Source organism: Paramesorhizobium deserti, from assembly GCF_001558695.1.
Classification (GTDB): domain Bacteria; phylum Pseudomonadota; class Alphaproteobacteria; order Rhizobiales; family Rhizobiaceae; genus Paramesorhizobium; species Paramesorhizobium deserti.
The window spans coordinates 173223-198086 of the sequence record NZ_LNTU01000023.1; the positions used below are offsets into that span (position 1 = coordinate 173223).

The following is a 24864-nucleotide window of genomic DNA, read 5'->3' on the forward strand; positions in this document are numbered from 1 at the left end:
TTTCGAATGATCGCAAGTGGCCGGACGCAGAGCGGCCATTCGAAGGAGAGTGCTGTGACAGTAAATGATGCGGGAAACGACATGGTCAACGCCGGTGGAAGAGAGGTCGCCATTCATGCGGAGTGCGCGCTACTGCCCGGCGGTTGGGCGCATGACGTGCGCATTTCATTCACCGATGGTCTGATTGCCTCGGTCGAGACGGATGTGGAGGCGCGGCCAGGGGACGAGCGCCATGCGGCCGTTCTGCCGGGGATGCCCAACCTGCACAGCCACGCCTTTCAATATGGCATGGCCGGTTTGGCCGAACGGCGCGGCCCGTCGGCGGACAGTTTCTGGAGCTGGCGCGACGTGATGTACCGTTTCGCGCTCTCCATGACGCCGGAGCAGGTGGAAGCCGTCGCCCTGCAGCTCTATGTCGAGATGCTGGAGGCGGGCTTCACCCGCGTCGGCGAGTTCCATTATCTGCATCACGACCGGGACGGCAGCCCCTACGGCGACATCGCGGAAATGGCGGCGCGCATCGTCTCCGCCGCCGGGCAGAGCGGGATCGGGCTGACGCTGCTGCCGGTCTTCTATGCCCATTCGACCTTCGGCGGCGCTGCGCCGAATGAGGGGCAAAGGCGCTTCATCAACGATCTCGACAGCTTCGCGCGCCTGATCGACGGTTGCGCGCCGCTGTTGGCGGGGCTCGACGGGGCGGTCCTCGGCGTTGCGCCGCACAGCCTGCGCGCGGTGACACCGGGCGAACTCGCCGAAGTCACTGGGCTGCTGCCGCAGGCGCCGGTGCATATCCACATTGCCGAGCAGGTGAAGGAAGTCGAGGACTGCATCGCTTGGTCGGGCCTGCCCCCGGTCGAATGGCTTCTCGACAATATGGATGTCGACGGCCGCTGGTGCCTGATCCACGCCACCCACATGAAGGATGAGGAGACGCGCCGGATGGCGGCGAGCGGGGCGATCGCCGGCCTCTGCCCGGTGACGGAAGCCAATCTCGGCGACGGCACCTTCCAGGCGCCGCTCTTCACCGCGCATGGCGGCCGCTTTGGCATCGGTTCGGATTCCAACGTGCTGATCAGCATTGGGGATGAGCTGCGGCAGCTCGAATATTCGCAGCGTCTTTTCCACCGCGCCCGCAACGTCATGGCCGTGGCTGAGGGTTCGACAGGCCGCGCCCTTTTTGACGGCGCGTTTGCCGGCGGCAGCGCAGCCCTTGGCGTTTCGGGCGAGGGCATTGCCGTGGGGCAGGCGGCGGATCTGGTTTCGCTCGATACGGAACGGCTCGCCGGCGCCAGGGACGACGCGATCCTCGACGGCTGGATCTTTGCCGCTCGCGCTCACGTCGACAGCGTCTGGGTGCGCGGCGTAAAGCAGGTGGAAGGCGGGCGGCATCATTTGCACAACCATTCGGCACATGCATTTGACGCCGTGCTGAGAGAGCTTCTTCAGAGATGACCGACAGGCGGCAGTATTTGTATTTTCGCCCTCATACGTGCAGTTTATTCGGGATTGCCACTCAAGCATCGATTCGAGCGGATAGGATGAATGGCGCAGAATTCCAATGAATGGAGCACTCCGGAAGGAAGCGAGACCCAGCCGGCCTCGCTGCACCAGCGCATCCTCGGCGATATCGAAGCGAACATCCTTTCCGGGGCCTGGCCGCCCGGCTATCGCATTCCCTTCGAGCATGAGCTGACGGAGCAATATGGCTGTTCCCGGATGACGGTGAACAAGGCGCTGACGCAACTCGCTAAGGCGGGGCTGATCGAGCGCAAGCGGCGTTCCGGCAGTTTCGTCGCCCATCCGCAGTCGCAGGCCGCTATCCTGGAAATCCACGATATCCGGGAGGAGGTGAAGCAACTCGGGCTTCCCTATCGCTACGAGCTGGTGAAGGCGAGAAAACGCAAGGCCGTCGCTTCGGACCGCAAGCGTCTGGATGTGGCGGCGGACGTTTCGCTGCTCGATCTCTCCTGCCGGCATTTCGCCGGGCCGCGCCCCTTCTGTCTGGAGGAGCGCATCATCAATCTCAGCGCCGTGCCGGAGGCGGATGGCGAAGATTTCCGCGCGGTGGCACCCGGTCCCTGGCTTCTCGACCGCGTGCCCTGGAGCAATGCCGAGCACAGCATCCGCGCTGTCGCCGCTGACAGGGAGACGGCGGATGCGCTGGCCATTCGGGAAGCGTCGCCTTGCCTCGTCATCGAGCGGCGGACCTGGAATGCCGGCCAGCCGATCACCCATGTGCGGCTGACCTATTCCGGCGACAATCACGCCCTCGTCGCCCGGTTCACACCGGCACAGGGGTGAGTCTTTTCAAGCTGTTGGAAGTGGTTTGTACTTTGTGGATTCAGGACCGCTTTGAGGCAATGGCTTTAGTGTCTGACCGCCGGTGAGGCGGCGATGTTCCGGAATGGACCTCGGGCTTGACCCGAGAATCCATTCCGGAACGGTCCAAACGGAAAGCCGCTTCGCGGTTTCGGCATCATGTGCGAAAACCCTTCATATCAATAGAAGGGCCAACGCTCACCAGAAAGCTTACATCAAGCCACCTGCTTGATGCTGTCGCTAAGCATTGAGGCCATCGTGTCGATCTGCTCGCGCTCCACGATCAGCGGCGGCGACAGGGCGATGGTATCGCCGGTGACGCGGATGAGCAGGCCCTTCTTGAAGAGATCGGTGAAGATCTCATAAGCGCGTGCGCCGACCGCTCCCTCGCGCGAGGTGAGTTCGATGCCGACCACGAGGCCGATCGTGCGGATGTCGATGACGTGCGGCAGGCCCTTCAGTCCGTGCATCGCATCCTGCCAATGGGTGGCGAGCTCCGCGCCACGGGTAAGAAGCCCTTCCTCCTCGTAGATTTCCAGCGTCGCCAGGCCCGCCGCGCAGGCCGCCGGATGGCCGGAATAGGTGTAGCCGTGGAAGAGCTCGATCTGGCCTTCCGGTCCCTGCATCAGCGCATCGTGCACCTTGCGGCTGGCGAAGACGGCGCCCATCGGGATCGAGCCATTGGTGAGCCCCTTGGCGGTGGTGACGAGATCGGGGACGACGCCGAAATAATCGACGGCAAACGGCGTGCCGAGGCGGCCGAAACCGGTGATGACCTCGTCGAAGATCAGGAGAATGCCGTGCTTGTCGGCGATGGCGCGCAGCCGTTCGAGATAGCCCTTGGGCGGCAGCAGCACGCCGGTGGAACCTGCCACGGGCTCAACGATGACGGCGGCGATGGTTTCCGCGCCATGCAGCCCGACAAGCCGCTCCAGATCGTCGGCGAGCTCAGCGCCATGGGCGGGCAGGCCCTTGACGAAGCTGTTGCGCTCCGGGTCATGGGTGTGGCGCAGATGGTCCGTGCCGGGAAGCGTCGGGAAGACGCGGCGGTTGTTGACGAGGCCGCCGACGGAGATGCCGCCGAAGCCGACGCCGTGATAGCCGCGTTCGCGGCCGATGACGCGGGTGCGCGTTCCCTGGCCGATGGCGCGCTGGTAGGCGATGGCGATCTTCAGGGCCGTATCGACAGATTCCGAACCCGAACCGGTGAAGAATATCCGGTCGAGCTTGGCGTCCGGGCCGCCCGGCGCGCGTGCCGCGAGTTTTTCGGCGAAGTCGAAGACAACCGGATGCCCCATCTGGAAGGAGGGGGCGTAATCCATCACCGTGAGCTGGCGTTCAACGGCCTCGGCGATGCGCCGGCGGCCGTGGCCGGCATTGACGCACCATAGGCCCGCGGTTCCGTCCAAGACCTTACCGCCGTCGACATCGGTGTAATACATGCCCTCGGCCCCGGCGAGGAGGCGGGGCGCCGCCTTGAACTGCCGGTTGGCGGTGAACGGCATCCAGTAATTTTCAAGGCTTGGCGTGTTGGCTTTGGTCAGCATGGCGGAACTCCCTTTTCCAACGAAGAAGGGCACGCTCCGCATAGGGCAACAAGTCCTTTTCTATAGGTCCGTAAACGATTGATATTGCTTAGTCTGAGAGTGTGATTTACCGTATATCGAACATAATAAACACCGGAGTGCTTGCATCATGAGCATCGATATCGGCGGCAGGCTGCGTTATGTCCGCATGCGGCACAATCTCTCGCAGCGCGAGCTGGCAAAACGGGCCGGTGTGACCAACTCCACCATCTCGCTGATCGAATCCAATCAGACCAATCCTTCGGTCGGCGCATTGAAGCGCATTCTCGACGGCATCCCCATCGGCCTGTCGGAATTCTTCGCGATCGAGCCGGATGCGCCATTGAAGGCCTTCTATCAGGCTGAGGAGCTTGTCGAGATCGGCAAGGGCAAGATCTCATACCTGCAGGTGGGCGACAATCTCTTCGCCCGCTCGCTGCAGATATTGAAGGAGCGCTACGAACCGGGCGCCGATACGGGGAGGGTGCCGCTGGTGCATGAAGGCGAGGAGGGCGGTGTGGTGATCAGCGGGCGCATCGAGGTGACGGTGGGAAGTGAGCGCCGCATCCTCGGACCTGGCGACGCCTATTATTTCGAGAGCCGGCGGCCGCATCGCTTCCGCTGCATCGGCCCGGTTCCGTGCGAGATCGTCAGCGCCTGTACGCCGCCGACGTTTTGAGGATAGGCCGGCGCTGCCTTTCTATTCCTCACGATAAAGCACGTCCCGCCCGATATCGACGGCGCGGCGCTTGCCGCAAAGCGCCATGGTGGTGTCGAGCTCCTTGCGGATGATCTCCAGGGCGAGGGTGACGCCCGCCTTGCCCATCGCGCCGAGGCCATAGAGGAAGGGGCGGCCAATATAGGTGCCCTTGGCACCGAGCGCCAGCGCCTTCAGCACGTCCTGGCCGGAGCGGATGCCGCCATCCATGTGCACCTCTATCCTGTCGCCGACCGCGTCGACGATCCTGGGCAGGACCGAGATCGAGGATGGAGCGCCATCGAGCTGTCGTCCGCCATGGTTGGAGACGATGATTGCGTCGGCGCCCGATCGCGCCGCCATCTTCGCGTCTTCCACATCCAGAATGCCCTTGAGGATCAGCGGCCCGCCCCAGCGCTGCTTGATCCATTCGACATCGCTCCAGTTGAGCCGGGGGTCGAATTGCTCGGCGGTCCAGACGGAAAGCGAGGAGAGGTCGCCAACGCCCTTCGCGTGCCCGACGATGTTGCGGAAGGTGCGGCGCTGCGTGCCCAGCATGCCAAGGCACCAGCCGGGCCGCGTCGCCATCTGCCAGATGTGCTTGGGCGTGAATTTCGGCGGGGCGGAGAGGCCGTTGCGGATGTCCTTGTGGCGCTGGCCGAGGATCTGCAGGTCGAGGGTGAGCACGAGGGCCGAGCATCCGGCGGCCTTGGCGCGGTCGATCAGATTGATGACGAAATCTCGGTCGCGCATGACATAGAGCTGGAACCAGAACGGCTTTTTTGTCACGGATGCGATATCCTCGATGGAGCAGATGCTCATCGTCGAAAGCGTGAAGGGAACGCCGAATTCCTCCGCGGCCTGCGCCGCCAGCATCTCGCCATCGGCGTGCTGCATCCCGGTCAAGCCCGTCGGCGCGAGCGCTACCGGCATCGCAACCTTCTGGCCGATCATCGTCGTCTCCAGCGATCGGTCGGTCATATCGACGAGGACGCGCTGGCGCAGCTTGATCTTTCTGAAATCCTCCTCATTGGCGCGGTAGGTGCTTTCCGTCCACGCGCCTGAATCGGCATAATCGAAAAACATCTTGGGAACGCGGCGCCGCGCGCGTTCCTTGAGATCTGCGATTTCGTTGATCGTCGTCATCTTTTCCCGCCCTTTCGGCATTCCGTTATTTGCATCCGCATGGCGGATTGCGGCGCCGGAATCAAGCTCCGGACGCATCTTGCCGGACGCCTTGTCGGCCCTGGTCTCAAACCGGAGCGGATAAAGCTGCCCAGCAGAAGACCCGGCTCTCGGCAATCGGCTGTTGTTGTATGGGTGTTTGTTAAGGATGGCGAGGTGAACTGCCTAGGACAATTAGTTGCGGTTGCATAATGTTATAGATGACATATCACTTCCGCTTGGGAAGAGGTTCGGGGGCCCGGAATGGCAGATAGGGAGAGAGGCGGCGATACATGGCGGCGGCATCCGGCGGTCGGCTGGCGGCGATTTGCCGGTATTGCAATCGTTGCGCTCTCGGTGTCCGCCTGCGACCGGCATGCTGAAACGGCACAAGGCGAGGACAGCGCCGCGGTTGCCGTCGAAACCGTCAGATATTCCGAATTCGCACCTGAAATCACACTGACCGGGGCCATTGCCGCGCGTACTCTCACCAATCTCTCCTTCCGTGTTGGCGGTCAGGTCACCGAGCGCAACGCCGATGTCGGGCAGCATGTAACGCCTAGAGAAGTGCTGGCGCGGCTCGATCCCGCGGAGCAGCAGGTCAATGTCCGCACGGCGCAAGCCTCGCTCGATGCGGCGAAATCGCAGCTCGTGCAGGCATCCTCCACATTCGATCGCCAGAAGACGCTTCTTGCCCAGGGCTTCACCACGCGCCGGCAGTATGACGAGGCACAGGAAGCGCAGCGCACAGCGCAGAGCGCCCTGACCGTGGCGGAAAGCCAGCTCGCCAATGCGCAGGACCAGCTTACATTCACGCAGTTACGGGCCGGCGTTTCGGGGATCATAACGGCGCGCAATATCGAGGTGGGCCAGGTCGTACAGCCGACGGAGACGGCCTTTACCATCGCCGAGGACGGACCACGCGACGCCGTCTTCGACGTTCAGGAAACGCTGGTCGCCAATGCCAAGACCGATCCCGTCGTCATGGCGATTGCGCTTCTTTCCAATCCGCAGGTCAAGGCAGAGGGACGGGTGCGCGAAATCTCACCCGTGGTCGATCCGGCCACCGGCACGGTTCGCGTCAAGGTCAGCATCGCCGACACGCCGCCGCAGATGACGCTCGGTGCGACGGTGACAGGCTCCATGCGGATGCAGCCGCAACGCGCCGCGATCCTGCCGTGGAGCGCACTCACCTCGGACGGGGGGCGGCCCGCGGTCTGGCTGGTCGAAGGGGATACGGATGTGGTCGCGCTCACCCCGGTGAAGGTGCTCTCCTATGAGCGCGAGCGCGTCGTCATCGCGAGCGGGCTCGATGAAGGACAGCGGGTGGTCACCAAGGGCGCGCAATTGCTGCGCCCCGGCGAGGTGGTCGATATCGTCGAGGAGGTGGGGCGGTGAGGTCTTTAGAGCATTTCACATTCAAGTGGAAATGCTGGCGGGACAACGCCCCCCTCTGGGCGGCAGGCCAGAGGGGGGCGCCTAGCGATTCCGTTAAAATAATTGCTGCCTTGGGACTCACCGCATTGCTTTCTGTCGCCGGCTGCAGCGAGCAGCATGAGCAACGGACCGAACCCGTTCGCCCGGTGCTTTACATGAAGGCGGAGCCGCAGGAGCAGCGCACCTACGGGTTCGTCGGAACGGTCGAGCCGCGCTACAGCACGAGCCTCGCTTTCCGCGTGCTCGGGCGCATCGTCAGCCGGGAGGTCGATGTCGGCGACCTCGTGAAGAAGGGCGAGACGGTAGCAGCCATCGATCCGACCGCGCTCGACCTCGCCGTTCAGGCGGCGCGCGCCGATCTGGCAAGCGCGGAGGCGCAGTTCGCCAACGCCTCGGCAAGCGAGGAGCGTCAGCGCGCGCTTCTCGATCAGGGCAACATATCCGAAGCCATCTATGACGCCGCCCTGCAGGGAAGGGATGCCGCGAGCGCCGGTGTTGAAAAGGCGCAGGCTGCGCTGAGCAAGGCCGAGGACCAGCGCGGCTATGCGCAGTTGCGGTCGGATTTCGACGGCGTGGTGTCGCAGGTCGCAGCCCAAGTGGGACAGGTGGTCGCCGCCGGACAGACCGTGATGACGATCGCGCGATCCGATATCCGGGAAGCGGTGGTCGATATTCCCGACAGCATGATCGGTGATATCTCGGTCGGCATGCCCTTCGATGTCGTGCTGCAATCGGCGCCTGCCATCCGGGCGAGCGGGCAGGTTCGCGAGATCGCACCGCAATCGGATGCCGCGACGCGAACCAGGCGTGTCCGCATCACGCTGGATGATCCACAATCCGCCTTCCGGCTGGGTGCGACGATCACGGCGACGCGACAGGTGCCGACGCAGCCTTCGGTAGTGCTGCCGATTTCGGCGCTTCTGGAAGAGAACGGCAAGACATCGGTGTGGGTCGTCGATCCCGCCACGCAGACGGTCGGCACGCAGGAGGTGAATATCGTGGCGCGCAATGCGCATAGCTTCACCGCCGGCAATATCGCGGACGGCACCTACGTGGTGACGGCGGGCGTCCATAGCCTCGAAGAGGGGCAGAAGGTCAAATTTCAGGAAGGAGCAGAGCGTTGAAAGGCTTCAATCTCTCCGACTGGGCTTTGAACCATCGCTCGCTCGTCTGGTATTTCATGCTGGTGTTCCTGATTGCCGGCGTGTTTTCCTATATTGATCTCGGGCGTGAGGAAGATCCGGCCTTCACCATCAAGACCATGCTGGTGCAGGCCAATTGGCCGGGCGCCTCGGTCGAGGAAACGATCAATCAGGTCACCGATCGCATCGAGAAGAAGCTGGAAGAACTCGACAATCTCGATTTCACCCGCAGCGTCACGACGGCCGGCAAGACGATCGTCTTCGTCAATCTGAAGGCCACGACCAGGGGACGCGATGTCGAAGCGACGTGGGTGCGTGTGCGCAACATGCTGAACGATATCAGGACGTCTTTTCCGGAAAGCGTCTTCGGGCCGTTCTTCAACGATCGCTTCGGCGATGTCTATGGCAATATCTATGCCTTCACCGCCGATGGGCTGACGCAGCGCCAATTGCGCGATTATGTCGAAGATGTCCGCACGAAAATCCTGACTGTTCCCAATGCCGGCAAGGTGGATCTCGTCGGCGCTCAGGATGAGGCCATCTATCTGGAGTTCTCGACAAGGCAGCTCGCCGCGCTCGGCCTCGACGAGCAGGCCGTCATGCAGAGCCTTCAGGACCAGAACGCCATCACGCCATCGGGCGTCATCGAAGCAGGACCGGAACGGGTGAGCGTGCGGGTGAACGGCCAGTTCACCTCTGAAAACAGCCTGCGCGCCGTAAACTTGAGGGTGAACAACCGCTTCTTCCGGCTAACGGATGTCGCGAACATCACCCGCGGCTATGTCGATCCGCCGACGTCGATCTTCCGCGTCAACGGCCAGGATGCGATCGGTCTCGCCATCGGCATGAAGCCGAACGGCAATCTCCTGGAATTCGGCGAAGCGCTGAAGGAGATGATGGACAAGGTGGTGGCGGAACTGCCTGTTGGTGTCGGCGTGCATCTGGTGGCGGATCAGCCTGTCGTCGTCGAGGAAGCGGTCTCCGGCTTCACCCGCGCCCTGTTCGAGGCCGTCGCCATCGTGCTTGCCGTGAGCTTCATCAGCCTGGGGTTCCGGGCGGGCTTCGTGGTGTCGCTTTCCATCCCGCTGGTGCTCGCCATCACATTCCTCACGATGAGCTATCTCGATATCTCGCTGCAGCGCGTTTCGCTCGGCGCGCTCATCATCGCGCTGGGGCTTCTGGTAGACGATGCGATGATCGCCGTGGAGATGATGGTAGCGCGGCTCGAGATGGGCGATCCCCTCAATAAAGCCGCGACCTATGTCTACACCCACACGGCGTTCCCCATGCTGACGGGAACGCTGGTGACGATCGCCGGCTTCATGCCGATTGGCCTCAACAACAGCCAGGCGGGCGAATACACCTTCACCCTCTTCGTCGTCATCGCCGTGTCGCTGATCGTATCCTGGATCGTGGCGGTCCTTTTCGCACCTTTGCTCGGCGTGACGTTCCTGCCGGCGAGGATGCGCCATCATGAGGAAAAGCCGCGTCGCTTCTTCCTGGCGTTTTCGCGCGTGCTGCGCCTGGCGGTGCGCCATCACTGGCTGACCATCATCGCGACGGTGCTCGCCTTTGCGCTCTCCGTCTTCGGGCTACGCTTCATCGAGCAGCAGTTCTTTCCGTCCTCCGACAGGCCGGAGCTCGTCATCGACTGGAAACTGCCGGAGAGTAGCTCGATCGAAGAGACGAAGGCGCAGATGGAACGTTTCGAGAAGACGATGCTCGCGGGTAATCCCGATATCGAGCACTGGAGCACCTATATCGGTCAGGGGGCGGTGCGCTTCGTGCTCACCTTCGACGTTCAGCCGGCCAATCCTTATTTCGGCCAGATGATCATCGTCACCAGGAATATCGAGGCGCGCAACCGGCTGAAGGCGGCATTCGAGAAGGTGCTGAGGCAGGATTTCGTCGGCACGGACACCTATGTGAAGTTCCTGGAACTCGGGCCTCCGGTCGGACGGCCGGTGCAATACCGCATCAGCGGCCCCGATATACAGGCCCTGCGCGGCTTTTCGCAGGAGCTGGCGGGGATCATGAGCGCCAATCCGCATCTCGGCATCGTCACCTATGACTGGAACGAGCCGGCCCGCATGGTCAAGGTCGATGTGATGCAGGACAAGGCCCGCCAGCTCGGCATCACATCCAAGGCGATCGCCACGACGCTCAACAGCGTGGTGGGAGGCGCCACCATCACACAGGTGCGCGACGCGACCTATCTGATCAATGTGATTGCGCGGGCGGATGCGAAGGAGAGGGGTTCGATAGAGACCCTGCGCAATCTCCAGATCGCGACCGCCGCCGGCGAATCCGTACCGCTCGCGGCGATCACCAATTTCCGTTACGAGCTGGAGCAGCCGGTCGTCTGGCGGCGCGACCGCATGCCGACCATTACGGTGGCGGCCGGCATCAATGACGGGGTGATGCCGATGACGATCGTCGAGGAACTCGCGCCCGATATCCGCACCTTCGCCGACAAGCTGCCCGCCGGCTATTCCATCGAGACGGCGGGTACGGTGGAGGAAAGCGGCAAGAGCCAGGGGCCGATCATCGCCGTCGTGCCGCTGATGCTGTTCGTGATGGCGACGATCCTGATGATTCAGCTGCAGAGCTTCCAACGGCTTTTCCTGGTAGTGGCCGTGGCGCCGCTGGGGCTGATCGGTGTCGTGGCAGCGCTGGTGCCGAGCGGTGCGCCGCTCGGCTTCGTCGCCATTCTCGGCGTCCTGGCGCTGATCGGCATCCTGATCCGCAATTCGGTGATCCTCATCGTGCAGGTGGAGGATCTGATCAAGGAAGGGGTGCACCCCTGGGATGCGGTGATCGAGGCCACCCAGCACCGCATGCGGCCGATCGCGCTGACAGCTGCGGCGGCGAGCCTTGCGCTGATCCCGATCGCGCGCGAAGTGTTCTGGGGGCCGATGGCCTATGCCATGATGGGCGGCATCATCGCCGGCACGGCGATCACGCTGCTCTTCCTTCCCGCGCTCTACGTCGCGTGGTTCCGCGTCAAGGAGCCGGAGCGGAGCGCGGAAGAACGTGCGTCGACGGTGGCGGGATAGAATCTCGCAACAATTTCCCCTCTCTCCTGGCTAGAGATACTTCTGGTTAGGTAAGTTATATTATCCCTGTAGAAATATGCGGAAGCTGCGCTAAGATCAGTGCGGCGGCGGTCGTTCGCGGGACGATGATTCCATGCCTGTTGTACGATCAAACTTTATGATCGGACTGTCGATTTCATGCGGCAGCGCCTGCGGTGCGGACAGTATAGCTGTCCACACAGCTTAGAGATCTCGAGGGGACTTTGATGCGTATGATGAGGGTTCTGGGCGAATTACTACCGCAGGCGTGGCGTTCCACCGTCCTTCTACTGGCGCTTTCACTTTTCGGTCTGGTCATTTCCGCATCGGAAGTCCAGTCGCAGGCCACGGCCAACTGGGCGGGCGTGTGGGATACGAAATGGACCGGCGGCGGCGCGCAGGTCGAATTCGAGCAGACAGGCGCGGAAGTGGTCGGACGCTATTCGCTCTATAACGGTCGCATCGAGGCCAAGGCCGTCGGCCGGCAGTTGATCGGCCGCTGGATAGAGGGCAACCGCCAGGGCGAAATCCTCTTCGTCCAGTCGCCCGATGGCACGAGCTTCATGGGACGCTTCGAATATGCCGCTGCGGAATGGTGGACAGGCGTTCGGGTGGATGCGGCGCAGTATCAGAGCGTGCAGATCGACCAGTCGAGCCCGATGACCGCCATGCGCTCGTTCCTGCAGGCGATGAACGAAAGTGGTGCCGACAATGTCTCGCGCAGCGCGGGCGGCGGCATGGCGCTGGTGGCCAAGGCCGCCAGTCTCGTCGACGTCAGCGAGGCCGATCGCGGCGGTCTCAACATTGCCGACTATGTGCATGAGCTCTACGCGGTCATCGACAAGCTGACCTTCCGCCTCTGGAGCCTTCCGCATGGGCAGATCCAGGGTGACGAAGCTACCGCGACGCTTCATCAGTTCGACACCAATGTGACGTTCGATGCCGCGTTCCGGCGCAAGGGCGACCAGTGGTTTGTTGTGGGGCCGCCGCTTGCCGCGCTGCGCGCCAAGCACGCGGAACTTTCCAATGCGCGCGGCGAGCCGGCGGATGCGGTAACCGAGCCTGAAAAGCTCAGGACGCCGCGCGATACCTTCAAGATGCTGCTCAGCGGCTTCGTCAGCGGCAGCGACGAGCCTTCCGACACCACGCTCAACATGCAGGATTTCAGCGCCGCCGTCCGTAACGATGAGGCGCCGCTGCTCGCCCGGTATCTGAAGAAGGTGATCGACCGGATCGGCTATGTCTATTGGCAGGAGATCCCGGACGATCCAAAGAGCAAGACGCCCTTCGTCTTTTTCCAGCATCCGGCGGGAAACATCGTCGTCGGTCCGGTCCAGACCGATAATGGGGTGATCTGGCAGTTCACGCCGGAGACACTCCACCATATCCGCTCGCTTTATGCCGCTGTGGAGGACATGCCGGTTGCCCCGGAATTCGCGGCCTTCGCAGCGGACGACCCATATTTCAAGGCGCGTGCGCTCGCCCGTTCGCTCAGTCCGGACCTGCTCAAGCGCGCCGGTCCGGTCGATCGCTGGCAATGGCTGCTGCTCGGCCTTTTCGGGCTGCTCGGCATCATTTGCGGGTTTCTCGTCAATACCGTCATCTCCGCTTTTTCAAGCCGGGGTTCGGCCGAGCGGTCAGACCAGCCGACGCCGATCTTTCGGGTGCTCGATTGGGCGGTGCGGGCCATCGTGCTTGGCCTGTTCCTGCTTGTCGCGCTGCGTCTCCTGGGCCTGCCCGATCTCGTCGCCACGCCGGTCAAGGCCCTTGCCTGGATGGCGGTCCTGGTGGGCGCCGTGCCTATCCTCTGGCATCTCATAGGCACGATAGCCGACAGCTATCGCGCGCGTTGGGTGATCCCGGGCTATCATGAGACTTTGATCTCGCTGCTTACGGGCGTTGCCCGCGTCGCGGTTATCATCATCGCCTTCCTTCTTCTGGCCGAAGTGTTCTCCATTCCCTACCAGCATGTGCTGGCTGGTCTCGGCATCGGCGGTCTGGCGGTCGCGCTCGCCGCGCAGCCGACCTTGCAGAACTTTCTCTCCGGTCTCACGCTCTACGCCGACCGGCCGGTCAGCGTCGGCGATTTCTGCAAATTCGGCGATATGCTCGGCACGGTCGAGCATATCGGCATGCGGTCCACGCGTGTGCGCTCGCTGGACCGCACCCTGATCTCCGTGCCGAACTCGGAATTCGCCAATATGCAGATCGAGAATTACGCACGACGCGACCGCATCCGGTTCATTACCACGCTGCAATTGCGCTATGAAACAACCGCCGATCAGTTGCGCTATGTGCTCGCGCAGTTACGCGAGCTGCTCATTGCCCATCCCCGCGTCGTCGAAGATCCCTGCCGCGTGCGCTTTGTCAGCTTTGGGGAATATTCGCTCGACGTCGAGATATTCACCTATATCAAGACGTCGGATCATTCCGAATTTCTTGCCATACGCGAGGATATTCTCCTGCGCATCATCAAGATCATGGACGATGCGGGCGTGCAGTTCGCATTCCCGTCCGCGGTCGAATACAGGAGCGAAGATCTCCCCATCGACGAGGAAAAACGCAAGGAAGCGGAAGAGCGCGTGGTCGCGTGGCGGACGGAGCAGAAGCTGCCATTCCCGGATTTCTCCGTGGCGGAGAAGCAGGGGATGACCGATACGCTTTCCTATCCGCCGGAAGACTCGATCCTGGCCCATGTCATCGAACCGGAGGAGATCAACGGCAAAGCCAATCTGAGCGTTTCATCCCGCCCGCGGCGCTGGGGCTTGTTCCGGAGCCGGGCCGCGGGTACCGAGGCGCAGGATTCGGATTAATCCGTCTTATGTTACCCGTGCGCGTTCGGCCAGGAAATCGAGGAGCGCGCGCACGCGGGCCGGCAAGGGGCCGCCCTGGCCGAGATAGACGGCGTGCACTTCCTCCAGATCGCCGGGGTTGCAATTTTCCATGACGGGTACGAGGCGTCCGGCTTCGATATCCTCGCGGACGGTGAAAGCGGCGAGCCGGGCAAGGCCGACGCCGGCAATCGCCAGCTGCCGCATGGCTTCGCCGTCGCTGACCTGGACATTGCCGGTGACGGGAAGCGTGATGACCTCGCCCTCATGAACGAACGGCCAGCCTTCGCGGATTCTGGCATAACAGAAGCCGAGGCGATTGTGCTTTTCAAGCTCGGCAATCGTCTTCGGCTTTCCGAAGCGCTCGAGAAAGCCGGGCGAGGCAACGATCGTCATGCGCGTCGCGCCGAGCTTGCGGGCGATGAGGCTGGAGCTTTTCAACGGGCCGGCGCGTATCGCGACGTCGGTTCGCTCTTCCAGAAGGTCTATGACAGCATCCGTCTGCACGATATCGAGTGTGATATCGGGATATTTCGCCAGAAACTCGGGAAGAAGCGGCGCCAGGATATGGGTCGCGAAGGAGGCGTTGGTGTTGAGGCGGATGCGGCCGGCGGGTTTTTCGCCGGATGAGGCATTGCGTTCCGCCTCGTCGAGATCGGCAAGGATGCGTGTGCTGCGCTCATAGAAGGCGCAGCCCTCCGGGGTGAGCTGGAGCTTGCGCGTCGAGCGGTTGACGAGCCGTGTGCCGAGGCGCGCTTCCAGCCGGCCGATCAGCTTGCTCACCGCCGAGGGCGTCATCCGGCAGGCGCGCGCGGCGGCGGAGAAGCCGCCCATTTCAACCACCCTTACGAAGACTTCCATCTCGCCGAAGCGATTGACGTCGATGCGACTCATGATGAACTCATTTCACAAATGATATTCCTGTGCGCTCTCTACATCATCATGCGGCGTGCGTCCATATTCCGGCTAACTGCAATCAATCATGAAGAGGCGGCATGCTATGCCCTTTGCTCTCTATGCCCTGACCGCCGGCGCCTTCGGCATCGGCGTCACGGAATTCGTCATCATGGGCCTGTTGCTGGAGGTCAGCACCGATCTCGGCGTCTCGATCGCCATGGCGGGCCTTCTGATCTCCGGTTATGCGCTCGGCGTCGTCGCCGGTGCGCCGGTCCTCACCGCCATGACCGGCCGCTGGCCGCGCAAGGCCGTGCTCATCGGCCTGATGGTAATCTTCACCATCGGAAATGCGGCCTGTGCGCTCGCGCCGGACTACGGGTTCCTGATGGCGGCGCGGGTGCTCACCGCCTTTGCCCACGGCACTTTCTTCGGCGTGGGATCGGTGGTCGCCACCAGCCTCGTCGCGCCCGACAAGCGGGCCTCGGCCATCGCCATCATGTTCACCGGCCTGACGGTCGCCAATATTCTCGGCGTTCCCTTTGGCACCTGGCTCGGCCAGCAATTCGGTTGGCGCTCAACGTTCTGGGCCGTGGCGCTGGTCGGCGCCATCGCGCTTGCCGTTATCGCGCTGCTCGTGCCGAAGGACAAGGCCGCGGCTGAGGCCGGCGACTGGCGCGCCGATTTGAAGGCAATGGGGCGGCGGCCGGTGCTGCTCGGCCTTCTGACGACGGTGCTCGGCTATGCCGGCGTCTTCGCGGTCTTCACCTATATCGCCCCGGCGCTGACGCAGATCACGGGCTTTGCCGAAGGCGCGGTTTCGCCGATCCTGCTCGTCTTCGGCGGTGGATTGATCGTCGGCAATCTCATCGGCGGCAAGCTCGCCGACCGGCATCTGGTGAAGACCGTCATCGGCACGCTCGTCACGCTTGCCGGCGTGCTCGGCCTCATGACCTTTGCGCTGCACGACAGGTTCGCGGCCGTTGCATTTGTCGGCCTGCTGGGTGCGGCCGCCTTCGCCACGGTCGCGCCGTTGCAGATGTGGGTCTTGTCGAAAGCGGAAGGCGCGGGGCAGAGCCTCGCTTCGAGCTTCAACATCGCCGCCTTCAATCTCGGCAATGCGCTCGGCGCCTGGGTGGGAGGGGCAGTGATTGACCACGGACCTGGTCTGGGCTCGATCCCGCTCGTTGCCGCGCTCATCACGCTTGCCGGCCTTGCCGTCGCGCTTTTGAGCATTCGCCTCGATCAAAGGCCGGCGCTCGCCTGTGCGACTGCCGGCAACGCCTGAACATTCACTTCGATCAATATTATCAGTGAGAAACAATCATGGAATACAGACATCTTGGTGCATCCGGCCTCAAGGTTCCCGTCTTAAGCTTCGGCGCGGGGACGTTCGGCGGGCAGGGGCCGCTTTTCGGCGCCTGGGGCAATACGGACGTTGATGAGGCGCGGCGGCTGATCAATATCTGCCTGGAAGCGGGCGTCAATTTGTTCGATACCGCCGACGTCTATTCGAACGGGGCCTCGGAGGAGGTGCTCGGTGCAGCGATCAAAGGCCGGCGCGATCAGGTGATCATCTCGACCAAGACCGGCCTGCCGATGGGCGAGGGGCCCAATGATGCGGGCACCTCGCGGCCAAGGCTGATCAAGGCTGTCGAGGACGCGCTGCGCCGGCTCGGTACGGACTATATCGATCTCCTGCAACTGCACGCCTTTGATGCGGGAACGCCGGTCGAGGAGGTGGTATCGGCGCTCGACGATCTCGTTCGCGCCGGGAAGCTTCGTTATGTCGGCGTCTCCAATTTCGCGGGCTGGGAGCTGGTGAAGTCGCTGTCCGCGCAGGAAAGGCATGGGCTTACGCGCTATGTCGCGCACCAGGTCTATTATTCGCTGGTCGGTCGCGACTATGAATGGGGGCTGATGCCGCTCGGCCGCGACCAGGGCGTTGGTGCGCTGGTGTGGAGCCCGCTCGGCTGGGGCAGGCTCACCGGCAAGATCCGCCGCGGCCAGCCGCTGCCCGAGCAGAGCCGCCTGCACCAGACGGCCGAATATGGCCCGCCGGTCGATGACGAAAGGCTCTATGGAATCATAGACGTGCTGGACGAGATCGCCGGGGAAACCGGCAAGACGGTGCCGCAGATCGCGCTCAACTGGCTCTTGCAGCGCCCCACGGTCTCATCCGTCATCATCGGCGCGCGCAATGAGGAGCAGTTGCGCCAGAACCTCGGCGCCGTCGGCTGGTCGTTGACGCCGGAACAGGTCGCGAGGCTCGACAAGGCGAGCGCCGTTACCGCGCCTTATCCTTATTTTCCGTACCGGCGACAGGAGGGCTTCGCCAGGCTCAATCCTCCGGTGGTGTGAGCGGCGAGAAGCGGGCGTGTCAGCCCGCCCCGCCCTTGTCGATCACCTGATGAACCGCATCGAGCGATGCCTCGGCAATGTCGAACATCTCGTCGATCTGTGCTTGCGTGATGACGAGTGGCGGGCAGAAGGCCATGGCGTCGCCCATATTGCGTCCGATCAGGCCGCGCTCGTGCATGGCGCGGTTGATCATCGCGCCGAGAACGCCCGGCTCGTCGGCGAAGGCGGCGTGATAGACCTCCAGCGCGCCGATCAGGCCGACGCCGCGGGCCTCCACGGCGAGCGGATGGGCTTCCAGCGCGCGCAGCCGCGCCAGAAAGCGCGGGCTCAGTCGGTGGGCGTTCCCGACGAGGTCGCGTTCCTCGATGATGGCGAGGTTTTCGAGCGCGACGGCGGCGGCCACGGGATGGCCGCTGGCGGTGTAGCCATGGCCGAAAGTGCCGATATTGGCGGATTCTTCGGCGATTGGCTGGTAGACGCGATCATTGATGAGCACGGCCGAGATCGGCAGATAGGAGGAGGAGAGCTGCTTCGACAGCGTCATGATGTCGGGCTCGATCCCGTATTTCGTCGAGCCGAACATCTCGCCCGTGCGGCCGAAGCCGCAGATAACCTCGTCGGCGATCAGCAGGATGTCGTATTTCTTGAGTACGGCCTGGATGGCCTGCCAATAACCGGTGGGCGGCACGATCACGCCGCCGGCGCCCATCACCGGCTCGCCGATGAAGGCGGCGATGGTTTCCGGCCCTTCGCTCAGGATCAGATCTTCGAGATCCTTGGCGCAGCGTTTGGAGAACTCGAGTTCGCTTTCGCCCGGAACGGCGCCCGCCCGGTGATGCGGGCATGTGGTGTGCAGAATGCCTGGCATCGGCAGATCGAAGGAGCGGTGATTGTTGGGAAGGCCGGTCAGGCTGGCGCTTGCGAGCGTCACGCCGTGATAGCCCTTGAAACGCGATATGATCTTCTTCTTCTCGGGCTGGCCGAGCGCGTTGGAGCGGTAGCGGACGAGCTTCACAACCGTATCATTCGCTTCCGAGCCGGAACTGGTGAAATAGGCCTTCGACATCGGCACGGGCGCCATGGCGATGAGCTTCTCCGCCAGGTCGACGGAGGGCCCATGCGTCTTCTGCGTGAAGGTGTGGTAATAGGGCAGCTTGGCCATCTGCCGCGTTGCGGCCTCGATCAGGCGCTTTTCGCCGAAACCGACAGCGACGCTCCACAGCCCCGCCATCCCCTCGATATAGCGCTTGCCGTTGTTGTCGAAGACATAGATGCCTTCGCCGCGCTCGATGACGAGCGATCCTTCGGCCTCGAGCTTGCGGGCGTTGGTATAGGAGTGAAGCTGATAGGCGATGTCTCGGGCTTCGGTGGAATTGGGCTGATAGGACACGGCGCTGCACCTGCGAGTTTGAAACAATCAGCCAGAAATAGCGGAGTGCCGTGCGCCAGGGAAGGCGGGGAGACAGTTATTTCATTATCCAAGCCAAATGGACCGGTTTTCTGATGAAATTTCCGTAGCCATCCGCCCACCCAGGATTGGTCAATGCGCGTTGTTGAACCGCTTGTCCAAATGCTCCGCCCAGCCTCGGAAGCTGTTGGTGAGAAGTAAAAGGTCTTTCTGCAATTCGAGCTTGAGGAGTTCCCAGTCGACGCCATGGGCATTGTCGAGCTTGGCGCGGAGCTTCGCCTGAAGTTGCCTGGCTCTCTCGTCGATCTCGGCGAATTCCAGGGTCTGCGTCGAGGTAAGGCTGCCGCTTGCCTGCAAGCTGGCGAAGCTCCTCAGCTTCCTTGTCAATTCGTCGAGTTTTGCATCCAGTTCGGAGAGTGTCACATCATTCATCTTTCCAACTCCTGAATGATCGGTTGCCTGTTCGGGCCGGCAACAGGGATTATAATACATATGGGAAAATATTGGCAGATTGTGTCGGTATTGGCGTAAATGAATGGCATCGAATGCTTGCGGCATGAACTCTTCGTGAGTTCGCCGAGAGCAGAGGATCAGTCGCGATGCGGACGCAGCATGCGGATGAGCGTGGCATCCCTGAGAAGGATGTGATGGCGGAGCGCTGCGAGAATATGGACAAGCGCGATCATGCCGCCGCCATAGGCAAGCACCGCATGGACATTCGACCAGAATATCTCCTGCCGCTCCGACGGCGTGAACGGCAGCGGGGGGATGACGACGAGGTTGAAGACATAGCTCGGGATGCGCAGCGGCGATGCGGAAGCGACGGCCCAGCCGGCCAGCGGCACCAGCACGGTGAGCAGCAACAGGACAAGGTGAGCGGTTCTAGCGGCGATCGCTTCAAGCCGCGTCGTTTTCGGCAACGGGCGCGGCTTGACCGTCAGCAGCACCCATATGAGGCGCGGCACGGCAAGGGCGAGAACCAGAAAGCCGATGGACTTGTGCCATTGATAAAGCTCGAACTGCAGGGCGGGCCTGTTTTCGGTCGCCTGCGTCAGATAGCCGAGCGGAATCTGGCAGAGAAAAAGGATGGCGATCGCCCAGTGAAACAGAATGGTGACCCAGCCATAGGATTCATCCGTGTTTCGCCACATTGACCTGGTGCTTTCAACCGAGTTCCTTGTAAGCCCGTGTCGCGATCTCTCGCAGTTCTTCACGCGGCAGGCTGCCGACGAGTGCGCAGCTGATCGTCTCGTCCCGCCAGAAGAAGGATTCCAGCCCGTCGAAGGTGGCGTAACGGAACGATGATTCAGCTCCTTTCTGCGTCGGCACGATATAGAGGGTCACGCGGCGGCCGGTCTTGTCCTCATACATGAACTGGGCGGCGGGTCTCCCGCCGGCGGGAAGCAGCCTGCCGCCGACCAGATCGAAGCCGAGCGCCCGAAGGTCGGGGATGTCGAGCGGGCGGTCGAGGCGCTTCGACAGCCAGGCGGCGAGATGATCGCGCTGGTCGGCCTTCACCTCAACGGGGTGGATGACTTCGCGGGTATAGAGGTTGTGCGCCGCCACCGCCTCATTGACGAGCGGCATTGTCGCCAATTGCGTCGAGCCCGCCAGATTGTGGCCGAACCAGCCGCCGGCGGCGCCCAGGGCGAAAAGCAGAATGCCGGCGGCCGCCATGCGCCGCCAGTTGCCGGATAAGACGTTGCGATTATCCGCTATGCGATAGACATCGAGATGCGCCGGCGCCGGCGCGTCTGCGACATGGCCATAGAGCGACCGCAGCACCTCGTTCTGGCGGGACCAACTTGCGACTGTTTCGGCATCCGCCGGATTATTGACCAGATGCTCCTCGACGGCGGCGCGATCATAATCGTCCAGAACGCCATCGACATAGGCGTGGAGCGCGTCTTCGGTCATGATTTTCCTGTCGCGGCTCATTTCACGGTCCTCAATCGTGGTGCTCCCGTTTCGGTCAGTTGCCGCAGCGTCGCGCGCGCCCGTCCCAGGCGCGACATGAGCGTGCCGACCGGAATGCCGAGCACCGACGCGGCGTCGGCATAGCTCAGACCTTCGATGACGACGAGAAGCAGCGCCTCGCGCTGTTCGGAGGGAAGCGTCTGCATCGCCCGTGCGGTTTCGGCGAGAGCCAGACGGCCCGGCTGGGCGGCAAGTCCCTGCGGCTCGCTCGGCAGCATGTCGAAGGGAAGGGGATCGGGCGTGCGACGCCGTCGCCTCAGATCGTTGCGGTATATATTCAGGAGGATCCTGAACAGCCAGGCCTTCAACGGTCCCGAAGGGCGCCAGAGCCCGCTCTTGCGAATCGCTCGCTCGAGGCAGTCCTGAACAAGATCGTCGGCTATATCAGCATCATGCGTCAGCCCCCGCGCATAGCGCCTGAGCGCCGGCACGCATGTTTCGATCTCGTCCAGGAACTGCGACATGGGCTGCTACTCTTTCGCGACGTGCCAGACGCCGCCGACACCCTCGCCGGTCATGTCACCGGGCTTCTTGTCGTTCTCCCAGAGATAGAGCGGCTTGCCTTCATAGGCCCACTGCTTGGTGCCGTCCTTGCGCTCGACGAGCGTATAGTCACCATCTGCCGATGCGCCTTCGGCGGCCGTGAGCGGCGGCCATTTGGCGGCGCATTGATCATAGCAGTTGGACATGCCCTCCGTGTCCTTGTCGAAGGTGTAGAGGGTCATTCCCTTGGCGTCGGTCAGCATCTCTTCCCCGCCCATTTTCATCGATTTGATCGCGCCGCCGGCATAATCGTCGGCATGTGCGAATGGGACTGCGAGCGCGAGAGCTGCAGTGGCGAACAATATGGAACGAATGGACATCGACGTCTCCTCGATTGGGTTGGCAGACAGAGTTTTGCGATCCCCGCAAATGGTACAACAATGTTCGCGCGGAGTTATTCCCGACCGGCGCCAGTTTTTTCGGGATCTAGAATTTCCGGCCCTGCACGATCATGTCGAATTTGACGACGTTGGAATAGATCGGCGTGCCGACATCCATGCCGTAAGGGGAGCGCAGCACGTCGCCGACCACATGAAAGGTCACGTTGCGGCCGTCATATTTGACGAGCGTCGCCGTGAACCTTTCCTGGCGCGATTTGCCGCGTGCGGCGAGAATGCCGTCGATGGCGGCGGTGCTGGAATCCAGCTGGGTGACGCGGATAGAGCGGAATGTGATGGAGGGATAGGCCGCCGCATCGAAAACCGCATCGGAGCGGAGGAATTTCTCGACGCGCGCCTCGCCTGTCGTCACGCTGCCGGGAGCGAGCGTGAATGTGACGCGCGAGCGCCCGATATTGCCGGGGTCAAGCTCGATCGTGCCTGAGAATTTCGGGAATTTTCCCGAAATCCCGCCGCCGCCGACCTGGCCGACAGAAAAGCTGATGGCCGATGACGGTGCGATGGCGTAGCGGCCGGCGACATCGGCTAAAGTATCGGCCCAGGCCGCGCCCGATAGAAGCAGCATGGCGACCGCGCCGGACAGCAATGATCCGTGCAACATGACTAGGTGTCCTTCCCGCAACATGTCCTGTTGCCGAGAACACCGCGGTGGTCGGTTTAATCCAGCGCATAATCGAAAATATTCGAAGCCGCTGCTTTGCCGTCAGCCCCTGAACTGGGCCTTGCCTTCGCGGTCGAGGGCCTCGAAATCCTCGTCCGAAAGCTCGATGCCGGCGGCGGCGACGTTCTCTTCGAGATGAGCGACCTTCGATGTGCCGGGGATGGGCAGCATGACCGGGCTGCGCTTCAACACCCATGCAAGCGCCACCTGGCTCGGCGCCATGCGGTGGCGTTTGGCGATCGTATCCAGGAGTGAGTTGGGTTTGGCGAGATCGCCGGCCGCGAGCGGATACCAGGGGATGAAGCCGATATCATGCTTTTCGCAATAATCGAGCACGTCCTCACTGGTGCGGTCGACGAGATTGTAGCGGTTCTGCACCGTCGCCACCTTGAAGACGCTGGACGCCGCCTCGATGTCGGCGACGGAAACCTCGCTCAGGCCCGCATGGCGGATGATGCCGTCGTCGAGGAGCGATTTGACCGCGTCGAACTGCTCGTCGCGCGGCGTCTTCGGGTCGATGCGGTGGAGCTGCCATAGGCCGATCTGGTCCACGCCGAGATTGCGAAGGCTCTTATGGGCCTGCTGGATGAGATATTCCGGCCGGCCGAGCGGGATCCACCGGTCCGGTCCCGTGCGGGTCAGCCCGCCTTTCGTCGCGACGAGGATATCGCCATAGGGATGAAGGGCCTCACGGATCAGCTCTTCGGAAATGTCGGGTCCGTAGGAATCGGCGGTATCGATGAAATTCACGTCGAGCTCGGGCAGGCGCTTCAGCGTGCGGATCGCTTCCGCCCTGTCTTCCGGTTCGCCCCAGATACCCCGGCCGGTAACGCGCATGGCGCCGAAGCCGAGACGATTGACCCTGATGTCTCCGCCGATTTCGAATGTTCCGGATCTGGCTGCCGTGGGTTCTGACATGGCTCGGATACCTCGTTTATAGCCCGGGAGTGGTCTCGGGATGCCTGGATGCACATACGGACCAAATCGCCGGAGCGGGTTTGTGTTCCCGCAGCAATGTCAGTTTAGTCCACGTCAGGACCGAGGACCAATCACAGGATCGTTTTCGACGAGCCAGGCCTGCGCCCTAGTTCAACGCCGGCGCAGTCGGGGCGACAGCCGTTTCCTTGCCCGAGAAAACGATCACGGCGAACAGGAGAACGCCGGCGAAGGTGATCAGCGATGCGATGGCGACGACGGGTTCCATGGCCGGATTGCCGAGCAGCATCATGTAAAGCGATGGGACCATGATGATGACGCCCGATGTATAAATCCCATATTGAAGCATCGCGATACGCTTCTCGGCTTTTCGCGGGTTGAGCGCGTAGTAAACGCCGAAGATGGCCATGGTCACCCATCCCAGAAGGTTTGCGTGGGCATGAGCGCCGATGACGTTGTGGTTTCCGGAGATCGCCATCTGCAGGCCCATGGCGATGCCGATTATCAGAAAGATGATCGCGGTCTTGAAGAAGAGCTGAGCTATATGCGGCATTGTCGTTCCCCTCTTGAAGGCGTTCCCGCTTTTGATTCCGGAAAGCGCTCCAATTGATTGTTTTTATGCGCGCCTCGACCTTCCGTGCGGGTCAGGAGCTGCAGAATATCGCGAACGGAGGCCGTGGGGAACTCGGCCTCGCATCAGGCAAAATGAGTAACCGCTTACGCCAAAGGCGTCAGGTCCTGACCCTACAGCATCGGCCTGAAAATCGGAATCGATTTTCAGAAAGCCCGAGGCGTAGATTCAATAATTTACAGCGTCCTTTGTGCGTCCTTTGTGCGTCCTGACGGACGCACGGCGCTGTAGGTGTCTTGCGCTTTCGCAGCGCTTAACCGAGCCTAATCGCCGGCGCCCGGAATGATTACACGGCGGTTGCCGCCCTCTGTCTGGACCTCCAGTCGGATCGGCCGGCCACTCTTGTTGGTGACCTGTCGTTGCGGCCGGTCGCTGCGGTAGATAGGGCGATCGGGGCGGTCTGGGCGGTTATAATCGGGACGATCGCGATCACGATCCCGGTGGCGGCGATAACGGTCCCGGTCACGATACCGGTCACGATAATAGTAGCGGTCGTAGGATATTCCACCGCCGTAATAGCTGCGGTCGTAATAGGGATCATAATAACGGCCGGGGCCGGAATATCCCTCGTAATATCCGGTTTCGGACACGCAGCCTGACAGCGACAGGCCTGCAAAGCCGATTATGGCAGCCATGGCCAAGGATTTCATCGACATGATTCTGTCTCCAAATGAAAAATATATGGAGCGGACGGTGCCTGTCGGCAATGGCGGCTGTGCGGCGGAAGCTCTGAATGGTTATCGAATTGCAAGCGCCTGCTTTGCTCCCAACCGATCTTTCCTGCGGCTTAGAGCCCGCCAGAACTCAACTGAAACGTAGATAAGAG

The 24864-nt window shown here is 62.3% G+C and carries 23 protein-coding genes; 10 read left to right on the forward strand and 13 right to left on the reverse strand.

Annotation, left to right across the window (positions count from 1 at the left end; all coding sequences use genetic code 11):
* Positions 1 to 81 precede the first annotated feature (81 nt).
* Together ATN84_RS13720 and hutC are read left to right on the forward strand one after the other, a co-directional pair.
* Positions 82 to 1452 (forward strand): formimidoylglutamate deiminase, encoded by a 1371-nt coding sequence (locus ATN84_RS13720; RefSeq protein ID WP_068882208.1) that lies wholly within the window; start codon positions 82 to 84, stop codon positions 1450 to 1452.
* A 90-nt stretch (positions 1453 to 1542) separates the two neighbouring features.
* A complete protein-coding gene (hutC, locus tag ATN84_RS13725; RefSeq protein WP_068882209.1) occupies positions 1543 to 2301 on the forward strand; it encodes a histidine utilization transcriptional repressor HutC in 759 nt (252 codons plus the stop codon).
* A gap of 233 nt (positions 2302 to 2534) precedes the next feature.
* Here the strand turns inward: hutC and aptA are convergent, their stop codons facing one another.
* Positions 2535 to 3866 carry an omega-aminotransferase AptA gene (gene aptA / locus ATN84_RS13730; protein ID WP_068882210.1) on the reverse strand — a complete coding sequence of 444 codons (1332 nt, stop codon included), beginning with the start codon at positions 3864 to 3866 and terminating at the stop codon, positions 2535 to 2537.
* Between the two features lie 148 nt (positions 3867 to 4014).
* On the opposite strand from aptA, the gene ATN84_RS13735 reads away from it, so the two are divergent.
* Positions 4015 to 4563 (forward strand): cupin domain-containing protein, encoded by a 549-nt coding sequence (locus ATN84_RS13735; RefSeq protein WP_068882211.1) that lies wholly within the window; start codon positions 4015 to 4017, stop codon positions 4561 to 4563.
* 21 nt (positions 4564 to 4584) lie between these two features.
* Here ATN84_RS13735 and ATN84_RS13740 read toward each other — a convergent pair whose 3' ends face one another.
* Entirely contained in the window at positions 4585 to 5727 is a 1143-nt protein-coding gene (locus ATN84_RS13740) for an alpha-hydroxy acid oxidase (protein WP_068882650.1), read from the reverse strand.
* Between the two features lie 282 nt (positions 5728 to 6009).
* Between ATN84_RS13740 and ATN84_RS13745 the strand changes: the two genes are divergently transcribed.
* The 4 genes from ATN84_RS13745 to ATN84_RS13760 all read left to right on the forward strand — a co-directional run bounded on the left by ATN84_RS13745 (position 6010) and on the right by ATN84_RS13760 (position 14211).
* Positions 6010 to 7143 carry an efflux RND transporter periplasmic adaptor subunit gene (locus tag ATN84_RS13745; RefSeq protein ID WP_082766287.1) on the forward strand — a complete coding sequence of 378 codons (1134 nt, stop codon included), beginning with the start codon at positions 6010 to 6012 and terminating at the stop codon, positions 7141 to 7143.
* A 98-nt stretch (positions 7144 to 7241) separates the two neighbouring features.
* Positions 7242 to 8306 (forward strand): efflux RND transporter periplasmic adaptor subunit, encoded by a 1065-nt coding sequence (locus ATN84_RS13750; protein ID WP_068882652.1) that lies wholly within the window; start codon positions 7242 to 7244, stop codon positions 8304 to 8306.
* Positions 8303 to 11380 (forward strand): efflux RND transporter permease subunit, encoded by a 3078-nt coding sequence (locus ATN84_RS13755; RefSeq protein WP_068882212.1) that lies wholly within the window; start codon positions 8303 to 8305, stop codon positions 11378 to 11380. The genes ATN84_RS13750 and ATN84_RS13755 overlap by 4 nt, the downstream gene beginning before the upstream one ends.
* 245 nt (positions 11381 to 11625) lie before the next feature.
* Complete coding sequence (locus tag ATN84_RS13760) at positions 11626 to 14211, forward strand: mechanosensitive ion channel family protein (RefSeq protein ID WP_068882213.1); 2586 nt, start codon at positions 11626 to 11628, stop codon at positions 14209 to 14211.
* 6 nt (positions 14212 to 14217) lie between these two features.
* On the opposite strand, the gene ATN84_RS13765 is transcribed toward ATN84_RS13760, so the two are convergent.
* Positions 14218 to 15123 carry a LysR family transcriptional regulator gene (locus ATN84_RS13765; RefSeq protein ID WP_068882214.1) on the reverse strand — a complete coding sequence of 302 codons (906 nt, stop codon included), beginning with the start codon at positions 15121 to 15123 and terminating at the stop codon, positions 14218 to 14220.
* Between the two features lie 106 nt (positions 15124 to 15229).
* Here ATN84_RS13765 and ATN84_RS13770 point away from each other — a divergent pair, with 106 nt between their 5' ends.
* Both ATN84_RS13770 and ATN84_RS13775 read left to right on the forward strand, forming a co-directional pair.
* Complete coding sequence (locus ATN84_RS13770; protein WP_068882215.1) at positions 15230 to 16411, forward strand: MFS transporter; 1182 nt, start codon at positions 15230 to 15232, stop codon at positions 16409 to 16411.
* Positions 16412 to 16449: 38 nt separating this feature from the next.
* A complete protein-coding gene (locus ATN84_RS13775) occupies positions 16450 to 17484 on the forward strand; it encodes an aldo/keto reductase (protein ID WP_068882216.1) in 1035 nt (344 codons plus the stop codon).
* Between the two features lie 19 nt (positions 17485 to 17503).
* Here ATN84_RS13775 and ATN84_RS13780 read toward each other — a convergent pair whose 3' ends face one another.
* The 10 genes from ATN84_RS13780 to ATN84_RS13825 form a co-directional block, all read right to left on the reverse strand.
* Complete coding sequence (locus tag ATN84_RS13780; RefSeq protein WP_068882217.1) at positions 17504 to 18874, reverse strand: aspartate aminotransferase family protein; 1371 nt, start codon at positions 18872 to 18874, stop codon at positions 17504 to 17506.
* A gap of 150 nt (positions 18875 to 19024) precedes the next feature.
* Positions 19025 to 19324, reverse strand: coding sequence for a hypothetical protein (locus tag ATN84_RS26200; protein WP_082766289.1), 300 nt, complete (start codon positions 19322 to 19324; stop codon positions 19025 to 19027).
* A 158-nt stretch (positions 19325 to 19482) separates the two neighbouring features.
* Positions 19483 to 20043 carry a cytochrome b gene (locus ATN84_RS13790; protein WP_068882218.1) on the reverse strand — a complete coding sequence of 187 codons (561 nt, stop codon included), beginning with the start codon at positions 20041 to 20043 and terminating at the stop codon, positions 19483 to 19485.
* Between the two features lie 13 nt (positions 20044 to 20056).
* Positions 20057 to 20809, reverse strand: a complete 753-nt coding sequence (locus tag ATN84_RS13795; RefSeq protein WP_244491087.1) for an anti-sigma factor family protein — start codon at positions 20807 to 20809, stop codon at positions 20057 to 20059.
* A gap of 17 nt (positions 20810 to 20826) precedes the next feature.
* Positions 20827 to 21333 (reverse strand): sigma-70 family RNA polymerase sigma factor, encoded by a 507-nt coding sequence (locus tag ATN84_RS13800; protein WP_068882220.1) that lies wholly within the window; start codon positions 21331 to 21333, stop codon positions 20827 to 20829.
* Between the two features lie 6 nt (positions 21334 to 21339).
* Positions 21340 to 21726: a COG4315 family predicted lipoprotein gene (locus ATN84_RS13805; RefSeq protein WP_068882654.1), complete on the reverse strand. Its 387-nt coding sequence runs from the start codon at positions 21724 to 21726 to the stop codon at positions 21340 to 21342.
* A 112-nt stretch (positions 21727 to 21838) separates the two neighbouring features.
* Positions 21839 to 22411 (reverse strand): YceI family protein, encoded by a 573-nt coding sequence (locus tag ATN84_RS13810; RefSeq protein WP_153020242.1) that lies wholly within the window; start codon positions 22409 to 22411, stop codon positions 21839 to 21841.
* Positions 22412 to 22513: 102 nt separating this feature from the next.
* Positions 22514 to 23389, reverse strand: a complete 876-nt coding sequence (locus ATN84_RS13815) for an aldo/keto reductase (RefSeq protein WP_068882222.1) — start codon at positions 23387 to 23389, stop codon at positions 22514 to 22516.
* Between the two features lie 166 nt (positions 23390 to 23555).
* Positions 23556 to 23960 carry a hypothetical protein gene (locus tag ATN84_RS13820; protein WP_068882223.1) on the reverse strand — a complete coding sequence of 135 codons (405 nt, stop codon included), beginning with the start codon at positions 23958 to 23960 and terminating at the stop codon, positions 23556 to 23558.
* Positions 23961 to 24301: 341 nt separating this feature from the next.
* Positions 24302 to 24673: a hypothetical protein gene (locus ATN84_RS13825; RefSeq protein ID WP_153020243.1), complete on the reverse strand. Its 372-nt coding sequence runs from the start codon at positions 24671 to 24673 to the stop codon at positions 24302 to 24304.
* On the opposite strand from ATN84_RS13825, the gene ATN84_RS26920 reads away from it, so the two are divergent.
* A complete protein-coding gene (locus tag ATN84_RS26920) occupies positions 24663 to 24857 on the forward strand; it encodes a hypothetical protein (protein WP_153020244.1) in 195 nt (64 codons plus the stop codon). The two genes, ATN84_RS13825 and ATN84_RS26920, sit on opposite strands and share 11 nt — an antisense overlap.
* Positions 24858 to 24864 lie beyond the last annotated feature (7 nt).